Here is a 17,596-nt window from a genome sequence, read left to right on the forward strand (position 1 = left end):
TTCAATCACGGAGCAATTAATGAATGTTCTCCGTTGGTGTGAAAACAATATAGATCAAACAAGAACGATCGTTCAAGTGTTATTTTGAACACTCGTTCAAACTGTACATTGAAGCCTGACGGATATCTTTTGTTCATAACGAGAAAGCCCAACAGGCAACACCTGATGGGCTTTCTCTTTTTCTCAATTTTTTGCAAGCGGCTACCAATATTCTGCGTGAGCCAAGCCTTTAACACAACTCGACTTGCCACTTGTTACTTTGATTTCACCACCAGTTAACAATTGAGCCAACCAACCGTGAGGGAAACTCAATTCAAAGGGCGCTGGGACCTGCTCAACGGTAATTTGCCCAAAGCCCACTTTTGAATAGTAGTCAGGATCACCGTACGTCACTGCAAGCTCAATACCCTGCTCTTTTAGAAACTGCAAACCGAAGTTAATCAGGCGCTGACCAATACCACGCTTTTGCATCTGAGTGCTCACCGCGACTGGCGAAAGCAAATATGCCTTGGTTTCATCATCAAATGAAAGCGGCGTAAAGATAATCGCACCCACAATCGTGCTATCCACATCCGACTCACTAGAATCGTCTTCAGCGACAAAGCAAAGTAGCTCTGTCGGGGCTGTAGTCGTTAAAAGGTCGTTGGCAAGCATACCCACGGTTTTACCTTCGTTCTCGCCTTCTGAATCCGTAAAGGTTTGAGTGAAAACTTGAGTGATCGTTTCGATTTCGCTTGAATTATATTGTCTAAATTTCATGGTGTTACTCACTTACTTTAATTTCTTGAGCACAAAGAACTGATAATCAAAATCACGTTGTTCAGAACCTTTCGAAGGCTGTTGATCCAAGCCGTTCTTTGATGTGTTGCTATCGAAAAATTGTTTAACTTCATTGTCGCAATCTACGAGCGCTTTTGAGTTCGGCATCGTTGCTTTAAGCGCTTCTACTCGCTTTTGAAAGGGCTGGTAATACGCAAGCCAACCAGCATCGCTCAGTGCAAAGTGCTCCAAGACTTCATAACCCGCAGCTTGTGCCTGTTTAATTCGCTCGGATACCGTCGTCATGTCTGGATACTCTTTTTGCCAGAACGCTTTGCTCGATTCGTTAGGTTGTTCGGTATTCCACACCAAATCATTAACGACCAATATGCCGTCATCACTGAGTAAATTTCGCCACTGCTTTAGCGCCTTTTCAACACCCATGATGTAAGCGCTGCCTTCCGACCAAATTAGGTCAAACGACTTAGCTTCAAACGGCAGATCCATCATGCTCGCGCATACGGTTTTGACGTTGCTTTCTAAGCCAAGAACCTGTGCTTGCTGAGTCAGAACATCTAAACTCGGTTGATCATTATCTACCGCCGTTATTTGCACATCCACTTGATGTTCTACTAAGGCTTTCGCTAACACAGAGGTGGCAATACCTTTACCACAACCGATCTCAAGCACACGTTTAGGAGAAACCGAAACGTGTACCAACGCCGCTAAAGTATCTTCCGCTGTTCCTGGCCCTAAACGCTGTAAACCCTCAAAGATCACCTCAAAATCCGCCATGTACTGGTCATGATCGTTCATGTCTTTTGAAAGCCATTTCAGTCGCAGTGCTTGCTTCTCATCAAAGCCTTGCTTAATGAGCCAATCGAGATGCGCATCAGGCGCCACCTTGTCCATCGATTCATGCCAATCTTGCAAACCACTCTCGCCTAACAAGGCCGATAAAAGATCTCTCGAACGCTGTTTCTGAGCGATCTCTTCGTCCAATTGTTCGAGTCGGTTTTGTAACAAGGAGCGGTCAACCTTGGCATCCAAACACGCCTGACACTCTTTCAACGTCAGTCCACCCGCTTGTAACTGCTGCAACAATTTCACACGCTGCAAGTCGCGTTCGGAATAACTTCGATAACCATTATTGGTGCGTTGAGCTTCTATCAAACCCAACTTTCCATAGTACAAAAGCGTTGAACGGCTCAGGCCAACGAGCTCCGCTAATTCAGATATGCGATACATCCACTTCTCCCTCATTTCAGTAGTAAAGATAAACTATGAAGTTGTAGTCAGGTCAACAGAATTTTCGACACTTTTCTCGTTCTTTACCTATTTACCTTCAAATTGATAAAGCGATCTGAGCGTGTCTTTTACCCATAGAACGGTTAGTCATCGACATTGCCTGAACGGGATTCAGGAAAGGAGAAGTATTAAACTTGATGAATTGAAAACAATTAGCTCATAAACATACTTCTTTTTAACTGAATTTTGCCAATTTCTAAATCATTCAATAATGGACGAACGTTAACTAAACGATAAATAAACTCACCGAGTGAATACTTAAATCAACCACACATATACACCAGAAATTCCTGCTTAAATTTTTTAGAAAAATTCAAAATTTATTAGAAATTAACCCCTAACTTTACTGAGTATTTTGTTAGTCTTGGAAACAATTATTTACAATCCAAACAAAATTTAATTGGATCGCTTGAGGTTGTTTTTCTTGAATATGAAATTATTCGGCAGTTCTTTGATTCTGTCAGGAACTGCATTAGGGGCAGGCATGCTCGCTATTCCCATGGTGTTGGCTCAATTTGGCTTCATGATCAGCTCAGTGCTGATGCTACTTATCTTTATCGGCACCACTTACTCTGCACTCCTACTGGCAGAAGCGTGTACTAAAACCAAAGACAACAGTGGCATGAGCAGTGTTGCTTACCTCACTCTGGGCAGCAAAGGTAAACACTTTATCAATGCACTTTTTTACCTACTGCTGGTGTGCATGCTCATCGCTTATATCTTGGGTGTCGGTGACATCATTCATAAGCTACTGCTCGACGTTGGTGTCGATGTATCAGCATCCGTTGCGTATACCATTTTCAGCCTATTGATGGGTGCTATCGTCGTCTCGGGCAAGTCTTATATCGACAAACTGAATCGCGGGCTATTCATCTTGATGGTCGTGATGCTGTTTATCGTTATCGCGTCATTATTTAGCAACATTCGCCTTGATTACCTAACTCAAACCAGCCAATACACGGCCAACGACGTGGTGCAATACAGCGCAGTTATCTTTACTAGCTTTGCCTCTATGGTGGTGATCCCGTCACTGGTTATCTACAACCGTGAAGCAACTCAAAAGCAGATCCGCAATATGATTCTGCTAGGCTCAGTGATTCCATTAATTTGCTACCTAACTTGGTTATTCGCGATTATCGGCAACCTTGGCACAGACGCGATAAGCCAGTTCCACAATATCTCTGAGTTGATCTCTGCGTTCAGCGGCCAATCTGCTTGGTTGAAAGTGGTGATCGCTCTGTTCTCTGCTCTGGCCTTGGTGACTTCTTTCCTCGGCGTGTCGATGGCGCTTTACGACCAAAACAAAGATGCGGTGACCAACAACAAAGCGTTGGCTTATGCGCTAACCTTCATCTTACCTTTGGTATTAGCTGAGCTGTTCGCTAGCCAGTTTGTAAGCATGCTGGACTATGCAGGCATGGTCCTGGTGTTCCTAGCTATCTGGGGCCCACTCGCAATGGTAGTTAAGGTTCGCAGACCTGACTTCCCTCACCTACAAACCGAAGGCAGCTACACAGCAGCCGGTGGCGACACGGCATTAATGGCGACATTTGGTTTTGGTGCGTTGATTTTCGTGTCTTGGTTTATGGGGTAGATCCCCATTGAATGGACTATCTGTTGCCATTTAGAAGACAGCAGATACAAATAGCCCGTTAGTCCTGCTATTAAAAGTAGAGACTAACGGGCATTTTACTTCTTATTGGAGTGCTTGCTAGTTAGCTCTTAAACGTACTCGCAATATCTTTCAATGAAGCTGCTAACTGAGCTTGTTCTTTGGCTGTTGCAGCTATTTGCGTTGCACCTGTCGTAGATTCTGTCGACTTCTGCTCTACTGCCATTACGTTCTGAGCAATGTCTTGAGTCACTACCGCTTGCTCTTCGGTTGCGGTTGCGATCTGCTCTGTCATGCTAAAGATCTCGCTTACCGATGCTGAGATACCTTGTAAGGTGTGTTCCACCTCTTTTGAATCCTCAACCGCTTTAGATGACATCTTCTGGCTGTTATCAATCACATTAAACGCGGTTTGCACATCAGACTGTAGCGAGCTGATGAAACCTTCAATTTCAGCTGTCGACTGTTGAGTGCGCTGCGCTAGCGTGCGAACTTCATCGGCAACGACCGCAAATCCACGACCTTGCTCACCCGCACGAGCCGCTTCAATTGCCGCGTTCAATGCAAGTAGGTTGGTTTGTTCTGCTACCGACTTAATCACATCAATCACACTGTTAATGTTGTTGCTGCTTTCGTGTAGGTGCGTGATCTTTTCAGCGAGGTCATTAATTTCAGTTGCCAGTTTTTCAATCGAGTGATAAGAATCCTGAACTGTACTCAAACCTTCTTGCGACTGCTCATCGACCATTTTAGCGGAGCTAGCTGTCTGCTGTGTTTTCGCCGCGACTTCGTTCACCGTTGCCGATAGCTCTTCTGTCGCCGTTGCAACCAAGCCAATTTGGTCTTGTTGTTGCACTAGCGTGTTCGAATTGTAGTGACAGGTTTGTGAGGTTTCTTCAGCGGCAGAAGCCAAGGTCAAACTCGATTGAGACAAGTTATCGATGACATTCGAAAACTTCTCTAGCGTTTCGTTGAGTGCCGAAGAGATCAGTCCAAGCTCGCTGTTGCCAACAAACTTAGCGCGAACTGTTAAGTCGTTGTCATTACGAACCTTAGACAACATCACTGTAAGATCTTTTACTCTCATCGTCAGGTCGCTGATCGCCTTATAGCTCACGAAGGTCGCGAACAAAGTAATCAAGGCAAACAGACCTATACTCATCATCATCGCAGACTGCGCCTCTGACATTTTTTTCTCTGTCAGTGCGATAAGTGACTCTGCTAGGTGGTTTTCTGTTTTCTTTAGCTGAACAATACGAGCGGTAGATTGCGAGAACCAGTACACAGGATCAACATCAAAACCGCTCATCTTAGATTCAGCCAAACCACGAAGCTTTTCTACTTCTGCCACCGAACGATCATTCAATTGCTGTTCAAAGAAACGAACGTTAGCTGGGGTGCTCAATACCTCAAAGTTTGAGAAGTAGGTATTTTGCTCAGTCACCAAAGAGATGAATTTAACCAACATGCCTGGGCCAAATTCATTTTTAGAGAAAGTGTTGTTGAGGACAGCACGCTCGATACCCGCTCGCTCTTTACCTTGTAAAAAGTTGTAGTAAGCGATGGTTTCTGTGGTGATGGTAGCATCAGAGCTAAGCTCAGCAATTAACGCCGATACGCTCAGCAGCTTTGCATTAAGTTTGGTGTAGTAACCCAAAGCTTCAGACAGAGGAATCGATTGAGAATCCACTCGATTTCGAATAGAAGTAATTTGATTTAGGCTTTGGCTTATTTCAGTGTTCAGCCGAGTGATCTGCGGTAAATCGATTTCAGCAGATTGCCAGTATTCGGTTTTCAGATTACGTCTATTATCTGCACTGGCTCTTTGTGCACGTAGTTCACTGACAAACTTAGTGCCCTGTGAGCCGATAAACCCAGCCGTCATTCCACGCTCTTTTTGTAACTCATGCACAAGTTCACTGTACACAACCGACAAACGGGTAAGTTGGTTTAATGAAGACAATTCACTGGTGGTTTCTACGCCTTTTGAAATCGCAGAAACGCTAAGCCATAGAAATCCCAAGATCGGTAAAATAAGCAAAGCGATGATTTTTTGCTTAAAAGACATATCGGTTAATTTCATTATCATTTCCCTAGCAGCTAACAAATCTTTTCAGTCATCTAACTCGCACATCCTTAATAAGATGCGCCTCAATTGTGACTGTATAATTATTCAACTTGATCAATGTGCATCAATTACCATGCCACACAGATCGCGATGCGATGAAGGTAACATTTAACCTTACAAAATACATTGATTTACCGATAAAACTGTTAGCTAAGCGACCTAACGATACCAAAAACACGTGCAACAACATTTTATTGACGTAAGCGACTGAAATATGACACATTTTAACTACCCAAAAGGGGTAGGCCTGCACCAATTATATGCTCAGAGAAAACGATATATTCAGAACTAACTATAGATTCAACGCTCACCAGCGATTGATTCACAACTAACCAACTCCCTATTCTGCGCTGATTAACTGTCTATTCCTCGTTAACTAAATATGTATAATGCCGAATTATTAAATTAGAGATTCGCAATAAATATGCGACAACAAATGAGAGATATTGTATGGATTGTCCCGCTTGCGAAGAACATATCGGTTGGGAATGGGTAGAAGAAGCGGCCATTGAACCCAATGAGGAATTCGATTGTCCAGAGTGCGAGGCAACATTGATGTACACCATCGATGAAGGCACCTACTACGGTGCTCAGCACAAGACCGTAGAAGTGATTGATGATTAAGATAATTTCCTGATGATCGGGATGTTTTATTAACTCTTTGATGTTCTAAGCCTATGTAAAGCAGCCAAACACACCTTTACTAGAACGGGCGTTCAGCATAAAATATTGAACATATGTTCAGATTAATAAAGTAGATGTTATGGCTAAGACCGCTAAGTTCGATAGACAAGACGTAGTAGATAAAGCAACGAACCTGTATTGGGAAAAGGGCTTTCACGCGACTTCTATGCGCAACCTGCAAGACGTGATTGATATGCGTCCGGGCAGCATCTACGCGACGTTCGGCAGCAAAGAAGGTTTGTTTAAAGAGACACTTGCTCGCTATACCGAACTTGGCATCCTCAACCTGAACCGCTTCCGCAGTGAAACCGAATCGCCTATCAAAGCGCTCGAAAATTTCGTAAAACGCGCCGTTGTCGAATCGAAACAAAGTTCGCCAAATGGCATGTGTATGTTGGCTAAAACGGTCGCAGAGCTAACTGATGAACACGCAGAGTTATTAGCAGAAGCAAAGAAATCACTCAAGATCATGGAAGGTGAATTCGCCAAGCTGATTGCAGAATCACAAGAATTGGGTGAAATAAGCAAAGAGCGCGAACCGACTCAACTTGCTCGTCATGTTCAGGTCCAAATAGCAGGCCTGCGTACCTACGCCAAAACCTGTGACGATATCGATTTGCTCAACTCAATGGTTGAAGACGTCTTTAAGTACCACCCTTTTTGAGGGCTGAACTTATACATTAGAAAGCGATACAAAAAGACTCCACTTTCACCTTAACCGGCCTGAGCGGAGTCTTTTTAGTTTTGAGCTAGTTAACTTTATAGATGATAAACTTTGCGGCTTAAAGAGTTACACCTTTCTCATGATCAACGCCTGAGCATTAAGCATCGCCTCTTTGGTGCTGACATCTAGCGTTTTCACGTTCGCAAAGCGTTCAACTTCTTTAATCGCCACATCGTGAGCAAAGATCACCAACCTCGCCTTTTCAATGTCTTTCTGGGTAATGCGATTACCTATTCCGTTGGCACCTTGGGTTTCGACTTTAATCCGAACCCCAAGATGATGCGCCGCCTTTTCTAACGATTTCGCAGCCAAGAAAGTGTGGGCAACACCAGACGGACACGAAGTGATCGCCAATACATCCGCTTGCCCTTCTTCCGTTACCGAGCTCCCCATGAACTGATTAGAATTCGCTTCGCCTTCGACCACGTTCTTCTTCAGAAGAATCACGATCAGGGCTGTCGTTAGAGCACCTGCTAGTGTGCCGACGATATAACCAATCTTGCCATCTACCACTGGCAGCACAATCCAGCCGCCCCATGGTGCATGGTTCACTACATGGAACATGAAGCCAACCACGTTACCGACAATGCCACCTGCAACAACTGCAGGCAGAACGCGCGCTGGATCGGCTGCTGCGAATGGGATCGCGCCTTCACTGATGCCGATCATTCCCATGATGCCCGCCGCTTTACCCGCTTCACGCTCGTCTCTTTTAAATTTCTTCGGCGATAAGAAAGTCGCCAGTGCCATGCCTAGTGGTGGTGTACAAATCGCAATACCAACACCGCCCATCAACCATGGTTGAGTATTCACCTGAGTCTGGGCAAACAGCGTTGCTACTTTATTGATTGGGCCGCCCATATCAAAGGCCGTCATTGCACCTAAAATACTGCCCAATACCACTTTTCCTGAGCCTGCCATACCAGTAAGCATTTGGTTCATCTCTAGCATCACTTGGGCAATCGGCGAGCCAATCACCCACATCACCGCACCACAGGTTACAAAGGTGCCGACTAATGGATAGATGAAGATCGAGCTCAGCGAGATCATGCTGTCTGGCAGTTTGATCTTCTTGAGTAGATTAACCACAAAGCCTGCGAAAAAGCCGACCACAATCGCACCAAGGAACCCTGTGTTGTATTGATTGACCGCAACCCAAGAACCAATCATTCCGGGCGCTAAACCCGGTTTGTCAGCCATTGAGTAGGCGATGTAGCCGCCTAGTACGGCAGTAAACAGGGTTAACCCCGCAATACCCATCTGTGCGATGTCAGCCAGAACACCGCTTTCAGGTACTGCGCCATGACCCGACATCATCACCGACAAAGACAAAAGCACACCACCTGCAACCACGAAAGGAATCATATGTGAGGTGCCGTATAACAAGTGTTCTTTGAGGCGATTAAGAGATTGCGCCCAAGGACTGAGCGGCTCGACATACACTTCATGATGGCTAGAGGCGTAGCTATCGAACGATTCTGAATTAGATTCAAGAAACAGCTCTTGAGCTTCCTCGACTGACTCCACTGCCTTTAATTTTGTAACAAAGCCATCTTCGATAAGTCTGGTCGAAATCTGAGCCAGAACCTCGATATGGTGGTCGTCGTTGTTGTCTGGGGAAGCGAGCATAAAGAACACATCCGACAGCTCGCCGCCATCTGCGCCATAATCGATGCCAGAGCGGCTGATACCTACCGCCACAGCAGGTTTAGCTACGGCACTGCTTTTCGCGTGTGGAATCGCAATACCATCGTCAAAGCCTGTATTACCGATGGCTTCACGCTTCCAGATATCATTAATGAATTCACGTTTATTAGAGAGCTTACCGGCACGGTCGAGCAGTTCAACAAGCTCTTCAAATACCGCCTGTTTTGAGTCTGCTTGTAAATCTAAGCAGATGATCTCGGGCTCGATAATGTTGGTGATATCCATATGCTGCTCTGCCTCGCCTGATTTCAGACTGAAGTAATTACGTAAGTGATAAGGTTAATAAGATGAAAAGATTAACGGTGTGAAGGCACTCAATATATAGGACGAAAGGTGCATTAACTGGATTATTGTAACCAAGAACTCAGAGTGTGACTTTCACCTTGGAATAAAAAACGCCAATCCATAAAATCCACAGAACCCATAACAATATCGTCCCTCTCCCATGCGAGATCTCCATACTGGAGTTCCCATGCAAGATAGCTTGTGCAAAGTAGCTTCTGAAAGGTAGCTTATGTAACGTAACAGGGACGAGATTAAGCCGAGAATAATAATGAGAATTGTAGCGGTAACTGCGTGCCCTACAGGCATTGCGCATACTTATATGGCAGCTGATGCTCTAAATAAAACAGCCCCTAAGTTCAACGTTTCAATAAAGGTAGAGACGCAAGGCGCTATGGGTATTGAAAACTTACTGACCGCCCAAGATATTACCCTCGCAGACAAAGTGTTGATCGTCTCTGATATCGACATCGAACAACCAAGCCGATTTGACCCAGCTAAAACCGTATTTGTTCCAATGGAAGAGGTATTGTTGAGTGTCGATAAAGTCTTTATTAAGCATTGTCGAACTTAAACTTTTGATGAACGAATACCAGATCACCTTCTTCGTTAACGATCCTGCCGCAAACTCACATGTCGCGCAGCCCCTGACTCGCTTAGCGAAGAAGTTCAAAAGCAACATCCGCATTATCAACATCACTCAAAATCGAACCGCTGATCTCTCCAAATCCGTCGCGATGCTGCAAGTGGGTTTACTTCGTGGTGATTTGTGTCAGATAACCGCGGTTGGTATTGATGCGGAGCTGGCCTGTTTCGTTCTCAAAGACGTAATTGCAGAGCATTACGACATGGTTGGTTCGCAAGTGAACCATGAATTCTCTAGCGATTTAATCCAGCGAATGCCACAGATATGCCCACCTTGTGATATCAAATGGCACCACGCTAAGGCGCAAACTCAACTGACCAAATTTGAATGCTTGAAAGGGCTCGCTCACCTTGTTTATCCAGAAGACCCAGATGAACTGATTCTGGCATTTATTAAGCGAGAGGAACGCTCTTCAACCTGCGTGTCACCGGGTATCGCACTGCCGCATGTGATGTTTGAATCGACTCAAGATCTCTCGATTGCGGTCATCGTCAGTGACGACCCGATTGACTGGGCATCACGTATCGGAGAAGTGCATGTAGCTATCGCTTTGGTATTGCCAACCAAGCCACAGCGAGAGCACATTGTGGCGGCGACCAACCTAACTCGAAACCTGCTTCACGATCAGGTCAATGAACGTCTGCAAAAGACTCGAAGCAGTGTCGACCTACAAGCTCTTCTAATGTATATCTCATCTCGTCTTATCTAAATTCCTCTAGCTCAAACAGACTGTCTAACCAACCCTTTAAGCTCGTTTTTTTTCTCACACAATAAAAACGGCTGAGCATTAGAGCTCAGCCGTTTTATGTTCAATTACTTGTTTAACTGGTTAGCTAACTTAAGCTGTTTTTTTCTCTTGTTTCGCATCCTCAACCGAGTCGTCTACAGCTTTCACCAACAGCAAACCAACGATGAACACGATACCACCACACAGTACGAACATCATTCTTCCCCAGAATGGGTTCGGTAGAGCAAACATCGCCATCACTGCCACACCAGACACTGCGATCAGTGAGCCCAGCATGTGGCGTTGTTTGTTATCCAGTTTCTTCTGTGCTGTTGATTCAGAAACCAATGGTGTCGCTAGGTTGTTGAAGAAGGTATCAACATCTTTCTGACGAGACGCTTCCAGTGGTTTGTAGAACAGAGTCGAAAGAATGAAGAAGCCAGCAGTAAATGTTAAGTGTGCAATCAGGCCTACTGCTACTTTTAGGTCAGACCATTCACGGCTCGTTAGCGGCTCTAGGTTGAACAAGTTTTGTAGCATCTCAGCGGTAATCACGAAACCAACGATGTAAGACACAATCGCACCGACCACTAGCGTACCCCAACCTGCCCAGTCCGGAGTCTTCTTAAGGAAGAAACCACAGAATGCAGGGATGGTCATTGGGAAGCCGATTAATGCGCCCACGTACATCATGGTGTCGAACAGGCTCAAGCCTTTTAGCGAGTTGATAAATAGCGCGATAAGGATGATGGCAAGACCAAAGAAGGTAGACATCAACTTAGACACAATCATCAGCTCTTTCTCTGTCGCGTTTGGACGAAGAATCGGTTGGTAGAAATTGATTACAAAGATACCAGAGTTACGGTTTAAGCCTGAGTCCATAGAAGACATGGTTGCCGCAAACATCGCTGCGATTAGAAGACCTACCATACCTGCTGGCATGTATTGCTCTACGAAGTAAAGGTAAGCGAAGTCGCCTGCTTTAGAACCTGCATCTGGGTAATGTGCTGCCAGGTCAACGCCTTGTCCTGCTACGAACCAAGGTGGCATAAACCAAATGATTGGACCGATGGTCATCAGAATACATGCTAGCAGTGCTGCTTTTTTCGCGTTCTTTGAGTCTTTTGCCGCTAGGTAACGGTAAGAGTTCAACATGTTGTTGGTGATACTGAACTGCTTGAAGAAAATGAAGAATGCCCAGATTCCGAAGATGCTTACGTAGTTCAGATTGTTACCAGAAACGAATGATGCGCCTTCTGCTACAGGGAAATCGTTGATGATTTCAGTAACACCACCACCTTGTACGATAGCCACTGCAGCACACGTTACGGTTACCGCCATGATAATAACCATCTGCATGAAGTCAGACGCGATAACCGCCCAAGAGCCGCCTGTCACCGACATAACAAGTACAACAAGACCCGTCAGAATAATGGTGGTTGTCATATCGAAGCCAAAGATGCCCGATGCGATGATCGCCAAACCGTTCAGCCAGATACCCGCAGAAACAATACTGTTCGGCATACCAGACCAAGTAAACACTTGCTCGTTGAAGCTACCAAAACGCATACGAATCGCATCAATTGGCGTTACTACGCGTAGCTGACGGAATTTCGGAGCAAAGTACAGGTAGTTCATCAAGTAACCAAATGCGTTCGCTAAGAAGATAACCGCGACAGCCATACCATCGGCATACGCTTTACCCGCTGCGCCAGTGAAGGTCCAAGCACTGAACTGAGTCATAAACGCAGTCGCGCCAACCATCCACCAAAGCATGTTACCGCCCCCGCGGAAATAGTCACTGGTTGTACTGGTGAACGTTCTAAACATCCAACCTATTGCGATAAGGAAAAGGAAATAAATTCCTACGATCAGAGTATTGAGTTCCATGTATAAGTCTTCTTTATGATGAATATCTGAAGAGCATATTATCTATAGAATTTTTAATTTGTAGTATTATAAGTCAAGGTTGTGATGGGGCGTATAAACCTGAATATTTGATTTCGAGGTATGAATTACACGTTAGTAAATAAAGAATAAGCCGAATCGAAGTAAACATTTAAAATCAATAACTTATAAACATTTCAATCAGTAAACTGGACAACAATAACAAGATTTTGTCGTCTCGATAAGTTGTTTTTAATTTACTTAGCATTCATTAAATGCATCGCGTTAATACATCAACTCTCACACGTTTAATTCAATAAATAGGCAACGAAAAATAATAAGCAACTCGCAAAGCGAACCCTTAATGTTATTAATTGGGTTTATTTAGTGAAACGGGATAAATAGAGAACGTGCCTAAAGATAGGTTTGGAAATAAGGTGTAGAAATAAACAGCAGAGGAAAACACAAAGCAAATTGATCACCACAACACAGAGCTCACTGTGGTGATCTAGTCATACAAATTTAGGTCGTATAAGCTCTGGTCAGAAAGGTAATTAGAAGGGATATTAGATTGAACCACGATATTCGGTCGGCGTTCTTCCTGTGCGATTCTTAAACACGCGACAGAAGTAGTTCACATCTTTAAAGCCGCAACGTAATGCCACTTCATTGAGCTTGAAGTTGTACTTTTTGAGCATGAACTTAGCGCGGTCGATTCGCACACGGGTGATGTATTCTGCCAGCGTCATGTGGCCTTGCTGACGGAACATTCGCGACAAGTGATTGGATGAAATACTAAAGCGTGAGGCAATGCTGTCTCGGGTGATTTGACGGTGGAAATTCTCTTGAATGTAGATACAAATCCCTTGATACACATCCTGCACGCGGCTGTGAGATTTCTCGACAGGCGCATCCAACATCGTCTTGCTGTATTGGAGCAGAGCTTGCAGTAATAACTCATCCATCGGCTGCTTGTTGCTCTCTCTCGCTAACGAGCTAAGCGCCTCCAAGATGTTATCAATCGCAAACCCTGATCGAGTCTGAATACTGTGCTTTTGAATATCGTAAAAGCTCTCTTCCCCTTTGCGCTTACTCACTAAGCTTAAACCAAGCTGACGACGCCCAAACAACATGCTCAGCACCGAGCAGTCAGTATCCCAGTTAGGTTTATTCCAGCAGTTGGGTGGGATGAAAATCGCGTCTCCGGCTTTGGCAATAACGTTGGTGATCTTGCGATCATGACTCTCCATTTCATTGACATACTCTCCATCTAGCACCAGCTCTAAACGTGGAAAGTTCACCTGATAGCTGCAAGCGGATGGCGTGTGAAAATCTCCAGCAAACCAGATGTTATGAAACGGTTCTCGCTCATTTAACACCGACGAGATTAAGTCATGAAATATCATTATTCGAACTCTTATGGGCAGCAATAAGGCTACGGAAATAGATATACCTGTTACTGAAACATAGCGCTATTGAGCAAAATCACAATTTGAGATCTAGGTTACAAAAATCCAGTCTTAGAAATAAATTTCCAGTACAGAAACCAATGAGGCACGTAATTCCCCAGATAACAAAACACGCTGTAGCCCTTATAAATAAAAGCTTCAATGTACGACAAACCTTGTCAATATAGGGCTAAAACCGCCCGTCCGACCGATCAAAATCACACTCCATTTATAACGCAACAATCATCCAGTAAATGCATTTTTTCTTCACTACAGAAGGTAAGCCGTAGATTCCAGAATACCCTAACAAAATAAGAACAGAGTAGGGGTTCATTATGATCACGACATTGATCAATCAAGATTTGATTAAGCTTTCGCTTAGCGCTAATTCAAAAGAAGACGTATTTAAAGAGCTGATAGACGTGCTTTACGAACAAGGCAGAATCTCAGACAAAGCACAGTTTCTTGCCGACATTAAGGCTCGTGAAGAACAAGGTAATACCGGATTTGAAGAAGGTATTGCTCTACCACACGCGAAAAGCGCTGCGGTGATTAAACCCGCGGTTGTTATCGGTGTCCATCAACAGGGTATCGAGTACGGCGCCGATGACGGCCAGCCATCAAAACTATTCTTCATGATTGCCTCTCCTGATGGCGGCGATAATCACCACATCGAAGTACTGGCAGAACTTTCTTCAAAACTGATTGAAGAAGGCTTTATCGAAAGCTTCATGAATGCTCAATCTGAACAACAAGCATTAGAACTACTGCTTAGCAAACCTGAGCCATCAGAAACGGAAACCAACATTGAGAAACAAGGCTTCATCATTGGCGTGACTGGCTGCCCTGCTGGCGTTGCACACACTTATTTAGCAGCCGAAGCACTAGAGAAAGGGGCAGCGGCTCTTGGCTACGACATCAAGGTCGAAACCAACGGTTCTATTGGTGTAAAGAACAGCCCAACTCAAGAAGAGATCGAACGCGCAGATGCGATTGTGGTGGCTTGTGACAAACAGGTCGACATGGCTCGCTTTGCCGGAAAACGCGTTATCAGCACCAACGTAAAAGCGCCAATCAAAGACGCGCAAGGCTTGATTCAGCAAGCGCTCAATGCACCTAGCTACCAAGCTGAACAAGCACCGACCAACCAATCTGTTGCAGAGAAAGCTTCGCAAGCACGTTCAGACCTTTACCGTTACTTGATGAATGGCGTATCTCACATGATCCCATTCGTGGTGACAGGCGGTCTTTTGATTGCCTTAGCACTAGCCATTGGTGGTGAGCCAAGTGAGTCTGGCATGGCGATTCCTGCTGGCAGCATGTGGAACCAAATCCTAGAAGTTGGTGTGGTTGCCTTCACCCTGATGATCCCAATCTTAGCCGGCTACATTGCTTACGCGATTGCTGACCGCCCTGCTCTAACCCCTGGTTTGATTGGCGGCTGGATTGCCAACAACGGTTCTTTCTATGGCGCTGACGCAGGTACAGGCTTCATTGGCGCAATCATCGCTGGTCTTTTAGTGGGCTACTTCGTTAAATGGATTACGTCGTTTAACTACCACAAATTCGTTCAACCGCTTGTGCCTATCATGATCGCTCCGATCACTGGTTCTCTATTCATCGCAGGCCTGTTCATTTTTGTTATCGGCGCACCTATCGCTGGGCTGATGGATGCTCTTACTGCACTGCTAACGAGCATGAGTACAGGTAACGTGGTTCTGCTTGGCATCGTATTAGGTGGCATGGCTGGTTTCGATATGGGTGGCCCGTTCAACAAGGTGGCGTTCCTATTCTCAGTCGGCATGATTGCCAGCGGTCAAACTCAGTTCATGGGTGCGATGGCGTGTGCAATTCCTGTGGCTCCACTAGGCATGGCTATCGCGACCAGACTTGGCCGCAAGTTCGACCTGTTTGAATCTTCTGAAATTGAAGCGGGTAAAGCAGCGGGCGCAATGGGCTTAGTGGGTATCTCTGAGGGTGCGATTCCTTTCGCGGCTCAAGATCCGATGTCGGTTATCCCTGCCAACGTGCTTGGTTCAATGACAGCTGCGGTAATGGCGTTCTCGTTTGGTATTACCAACAGCGTGGCTCACGGTGGTCCAGTGGTCGCTCTACTTGGCGCAATGAACTACCCACTGCTAGCACTGCTGTGCATGGCATCTGGTGCGGGTGTAACTGCGGTTACTTGTATCGCGCTTAAAAATCTACGCAAAGCCAAGCTAACGACAGCAGCGGCTTAAGCCATTTCAACTCCAATGGCTTGAGCCCTTCTACTCTCCTTTTTTTAGTCGCTAATACTTTAGTTGCAAATAGGTCGAATAGAGCTCAAGCCATGTTTCCCTTCATGGTGATTTCGATGTCTGATTTTTCTTTAGCGAACGATTCGTTCGTACAACGCTTTTTCTACCCGATGACCAACGTGATTCAGAACTACGCATGGGGTAGCCCTTCTTCGTTCAGCCAACTGTTTGGTATTGATAACCAATCTGGTGAGCCGCAAGCGGAGATCTGGATGGGCGCTCACCCTAATGGTTGTTCGATGGTCACTGACAATGGTCAGCAAACCACGTTGTCGAACCTTATTTCCAAGAACCTAAACTTGTTTCTAAGCGAGAAAGTCGCAAGTCGTTTTGGTGAACTTCCGTATCTGTTTAAGGTGTTAGCGGCGGAGAAAGCGCTCTCTGTTCAAGTTCACCCGAACAAGCAACAAGCGGAATCTGGCTATGCTCTTGAAGAGCAGCAAGGCATTCCGATGACAGCTGGCAACCGCAACTATAAAGATCCCAACCACAAGCCAGAACTGGTGTATGCCCTAACCGACTACACCGCGATGAATGGCTTTAGGTCGATCAGCGAGATCCTAGAGCACTTCCATTATCTTGATATTCCAGAGCTAAACTCTATGGTTAATGACCTCGCGGGCGACCAAACGCCCAATGGATTAGCCAGCTTCTTCGCGAGCTTATTGTCGTTGCAAGGTGAACAAAAAGGCATGGCGCTGACCATGTTACTGATGAAGGCCAAGCTTTCAGATACCCCTGTGTTCCAATTGATTTCAGAGTTGGAACAACAATATCCGGGTGATGTAGGCCTGTTTGCTCCGCTACTGTTGAACGTGATTACCCTAAAACCAGGGCAAGCCATGTATCTTGATGCCGAGACACCGCACGCTTACATTAAAGGTACGGGCTTAGAAGTGATGGCGAATTCAGACAATGTACTTCGCGCAGGGTTGACGCCTAAGTACATGGATATCAATGAATTAGTCTCTTGTACTCAATTCAATGAAAAGCCTGCGGATAGATTGCTGCTCAGCCCGATAGAGCAAGGTGATGTGATGGAATACCAAATTCCAGTCGAGGATTTTAAGTTCTCTATCGTGCAAAACTCACATCAACGACAGATCACTACCGAAGGTGCCGAGATCCTATTACCACTCGACGAATCCATGGTGCTCACTCACCAATGCGGCGAAACCTGCGTGATAGAGAAAGGCCAATCGGTATTCATTCCTGCTTACGCTGAGAGTTACAAACTGGATTGCGTTGGACGTGTAGCGCGTGCTTACAGCTAGCTCTATCGAGTAAATCTAGCTCTCCCGAGTAGATACAAACATTGATCATGCCCTGCTTTGCAGGGCTTTTTTGTTCCTACCGCTTTTTTCTGGTTCATCGCGGCTTTCCG

The 17,596-nt window shown here is 45.3% G+C and carries 13 protein-coding genes; 7 read left to right on the forward strand and 6 right to left on the reverse strand.

Translation table 11 applies throughout. From position 1 onward, the window contains the following. Window positions 1-201: 201 nt before the first annotated feature. Together AB4558_RS15805 and AB4558_RS15810 are read right to left on the reverse strand one after the other, a co-directional pair. Window positions 202-771: a GNAT family N-acetyltransferase gene (locus tag AB4558_RS15805; RefSeq protein WP_372112843.1), complete on the reverse strand. Its 570-nt coding sequence runs from the start codon at window positions 769-771 to the stop codon at window positions 202-204. Next, complete coding sequence (locus AB4558_RS15810; RefSeq protein ID WP_372073834.1) at window positions 772-2,007, reverse strand: MerR family transcriptional regulator; 1,236 nt, start codon at window positions 2,005-2,007, stop codon at window positions 772-774. It abuts the gene before it with no gap. A 490-nt stretch (window positions 2,008-2,497) separates the two neighbouring features. Here AB4558_RS15810 and AB4558_RS15815 point away from each other — a divergent pair, with 490 nt between their 5' ends. Continuing rightward, window positions 2,498-3,661, forward strand: coding sequence for an amino acid permease (locus AB4558_RS15815; RefSeq protein ID WP_017061663.1), 1,164 nt, complete (start codon window positions 2,498-2,500; stop codon window positions 3,659-3,661). 121 nt (window positions 3,662-3,782) lie between these two features. Here the strand turns inward: AB4558_RS15815 and AB4558_RS15820 are convergent, their stop codons facing one another. Further along, complete coding sequence (locus tag AB4558_RS15820) at window positions 3,783-5,762, reverse strand: methyl-accepting chemotaxis protein (RefSeq protein ID WP_372158921.1); 1,980 nt, start codon at window positions 5,760-5,762, stop codon at window positions 3,783-3,785. A 495-nt stretch (window positions 5,763-6,257) separates the two neighbouring features. On the opposite strand from AB4558_RS15820, the gene AB4558_RS15825 reads away from it, so the two are divergent. Together AB4558_RS15825 and AB4558_RS15830 are read left to right on the forward strand one after the other, a co-directional pair. Continuing rightward, window positions 6,258-6,431: a hypothetical protein gene (locus tag AB4558_RS15825; protein WP_017061661.1), complete on the forward strand. Its 174-nt coding sequence runs from the start codon at window positions 6,258-6,260 to the stop codon at window positions 6,429-6,431. Between the two features lie 139 nt (window positions 6,432-6,570). After that, window positions 6,571-7,155 (forward strand): TetR/AcrR family transcriptional regulator, encoded by a 585-nt coding sequence (locus AB4558_RS15830; RefSeq protein ID WP_017076914.1) that lies wholly within the window; start codon window positions 6,571-6,573, stop codon window positions 7,153-7,155. 126 nt (window positions 7,156-7,281) lie between these two features. On the opposite strand, the gene AB4558_RS15835 is transcribed toward AB4558_RS15830, so the two are convergent. Next, window positions 7,282-9,147 (reverse strand): fructose-specific PTS transporter subunit EIIC, encoded by a 1,866-nt coding sequence (locus AB4558_RS15835; protein ID WP_372158922.1) that lies wholly within the window; start codon window positions 9,145-9,147, stop codon window positions 7,282-7,284. A gap of 328 nt (window positions 9,148-9,475) precedes the next feature. On the opposite strand from AB4558_RS15835, the gene AB4558_RS15840 reads away from it, so the two are divergent. Together AB4558_RS15840 and AB4558_RS15845 are read left to right on the forward strand one after the other, a co-directional pair. Beyond that, a complete protein-coding gene (locus AB4558_RS15840) occupies window positions 9,476-9,778 on the forward strand; it encodes a PTS fructose transporter subunit IIB (RefSeq protein ID WP_017070485.1) in 303 nt (100 codons plus the stop codon). A 7-nt stretch (window positions 9,779-9,785) separates the two neighbouring features. Then, window positions 9,786-10,559, forward strand: a complete 774-nt coding sequence (locus AB4558_RS15845; RefSeq protein WP_017061657.1) for a PTS sugar transporter subunit IIA — start codon at window positions 9,786-9,788, stop codon at window positions 10,557-10,559. Between the two features lie 129 nt (window positions 10,560-10,688). Here AB4558_RS15845 and AB4558_RS15850 read toward each other — a convergent pair whose 3' ends face one another. Together AB4558_RS15850 and AB4558_RS15855 are read right to left on the reverse strand one after the other, a co-directional pair. Beyond that, window positions 10,689-12,467: a sodium:solute symporter family transporter gene (locus AB4558_RS15850; protein WP_372158923.1), complete on the reverse strand. Its 1,779-nt coding sequence runs from the start codon at window positions 12,465-12,467 to the stop codon at window positions 10,689-10,691. 563 nt (window positions 12,468-13,030) lie between these two features. Next, window positions 13,031-13,870 carry a helix-turn-helix transcriptional regulator gene (locus AB4558_RS15855; protein WP_372158924.1) on the reverse strand — a complete coding sequence of 280 codons (840 nt, stop codon included), beginning with the start codon at window positions 13,868-13,870 and terminating at the stop codon, window positions 13,031-13,033. 377 nt (window positions 13,871-14,247) lie between these two features. On the opposite strand from AB4558_RS15855, the gene AB4558_RS15860 reads away from it, so the two are divergent. Together AB4558_RS15860 and manA are read left to right on the forward strand one after the other, a co-directional pair. Next, window positions 14,248-16,152 (forward strand): fructose-specific PTS transporter subunit EIIC, encoded by a 1,905-nt coding sequence (locus AB4558_RS15860; protein WP_372158925.1) that lies wholly within the window; start codon window positions 14,248-14,250, stop codon window positions 16,150-16,152. Between the two features lie 116 nt (window positions 16,153-16,268). Further along, on the forward strand, window positions 16,269-17,486 hold the full coding sequence (gene manA, locus AB4558_RS15865; RefSeq protein WP_372158926.1) for a mannose-6-phosphate isomerase, class I: 1,218 nt from the start codon (window positions 16,269-16,271) through the stop codon (window positions 17,484-17,486). Window positions 17,487-17,596 lie beyond the last annotated feature (110 nt).

The organism is Vibrio sp. 10N.222.51.C5 (assembly GCF_041474575.1).
GTDB lineage: Bacteria > Pseudomonadota > Gammaproteobacteria > Enterobacterales > Vibrionaceae > Vibrio > Vibrio crassostreae_C.

Coding starts and splice junctions, on each gene's coding strand:
- AB4558_RS15810 (WP_372073834.1), bottom strand. CDS start 2,007: ATGTATCGCATATCTGAATTAGCGGAGCTCGTTGGCCTGAGCCGTTCA.
- AB4558_RS15840 (WP_017070485.1), top strand. CDS start 9,476: ATGAGAATTGTAGCGGTAACTGCGTGCCCTACAGGCATTGCGCATACT.
- AB4558_RS15820 (WP_372158921.1), bottom strand. CDS start 5,762: ATGAAATTAACCGATATGTCTTTTAAGCAAAAAATCATCGCTTTGCTT.
- AB4558_RS15845 (WP_017061657.1), top strand. CDS start 9,786: ATGAACGAATACCAGATCACCTTCTTCGTTAACGATCCTGCCGCAAAC.
- AB4558_RS15825 (WP_017061661.1), top strand. CDS start 6,258: ATGGATTGTCCCGCTTGCGAAGAACATATCGGTTGGGAATGGGTAGAA.
- AB4558_RS15850 (WP_372158923.1), bottom strand. CDS start 12,467: ATGGAACTCAATACTCTGATCGTAGGAATTTATTTCCTTTTCCTTATC.
- AB4558_RS15815 (WP_017061663.1), top strand. CDS start 2,498: ATGAAATTATTCGGCAGTTCTTTGATTCTGTCAGGAACTGCATTAGGG.
- AB4558_RS15855 (WP_372158924.1), bottom strand. CDS start 13,870: ATGATATTTCATGACTTAATCTCGTCGGTGTTAAATGAGCGAGAACCG.
- AB4558_RS15830 (WP_017076914.1), top strand. CDS start 6,571: ATGGCTAAGACCGCTAAGTTCGATAGACAAGACGTAGTAGATAAAGCA.
- AB4558_RS15835 (WP_372158922.1), bottom strand. CDS start 9,147: ATGGATATCACCAACATTATCGAGCCCGAGATCATCTGCTTAGATTTA.
- AB4558_RS15860 (WP_372158925.1), top strand. CDS start 14,248: ATGATCACGACATTGATCAATCAAGATTTGATTAAGCTTTCGCTTAGC.
- manA (WP_372158926.1), top strand. CDS start 16,269: ATGTCTGATTTTTCTTTAGCGAACGATTCGTTCGTACAACGCTTTTTC.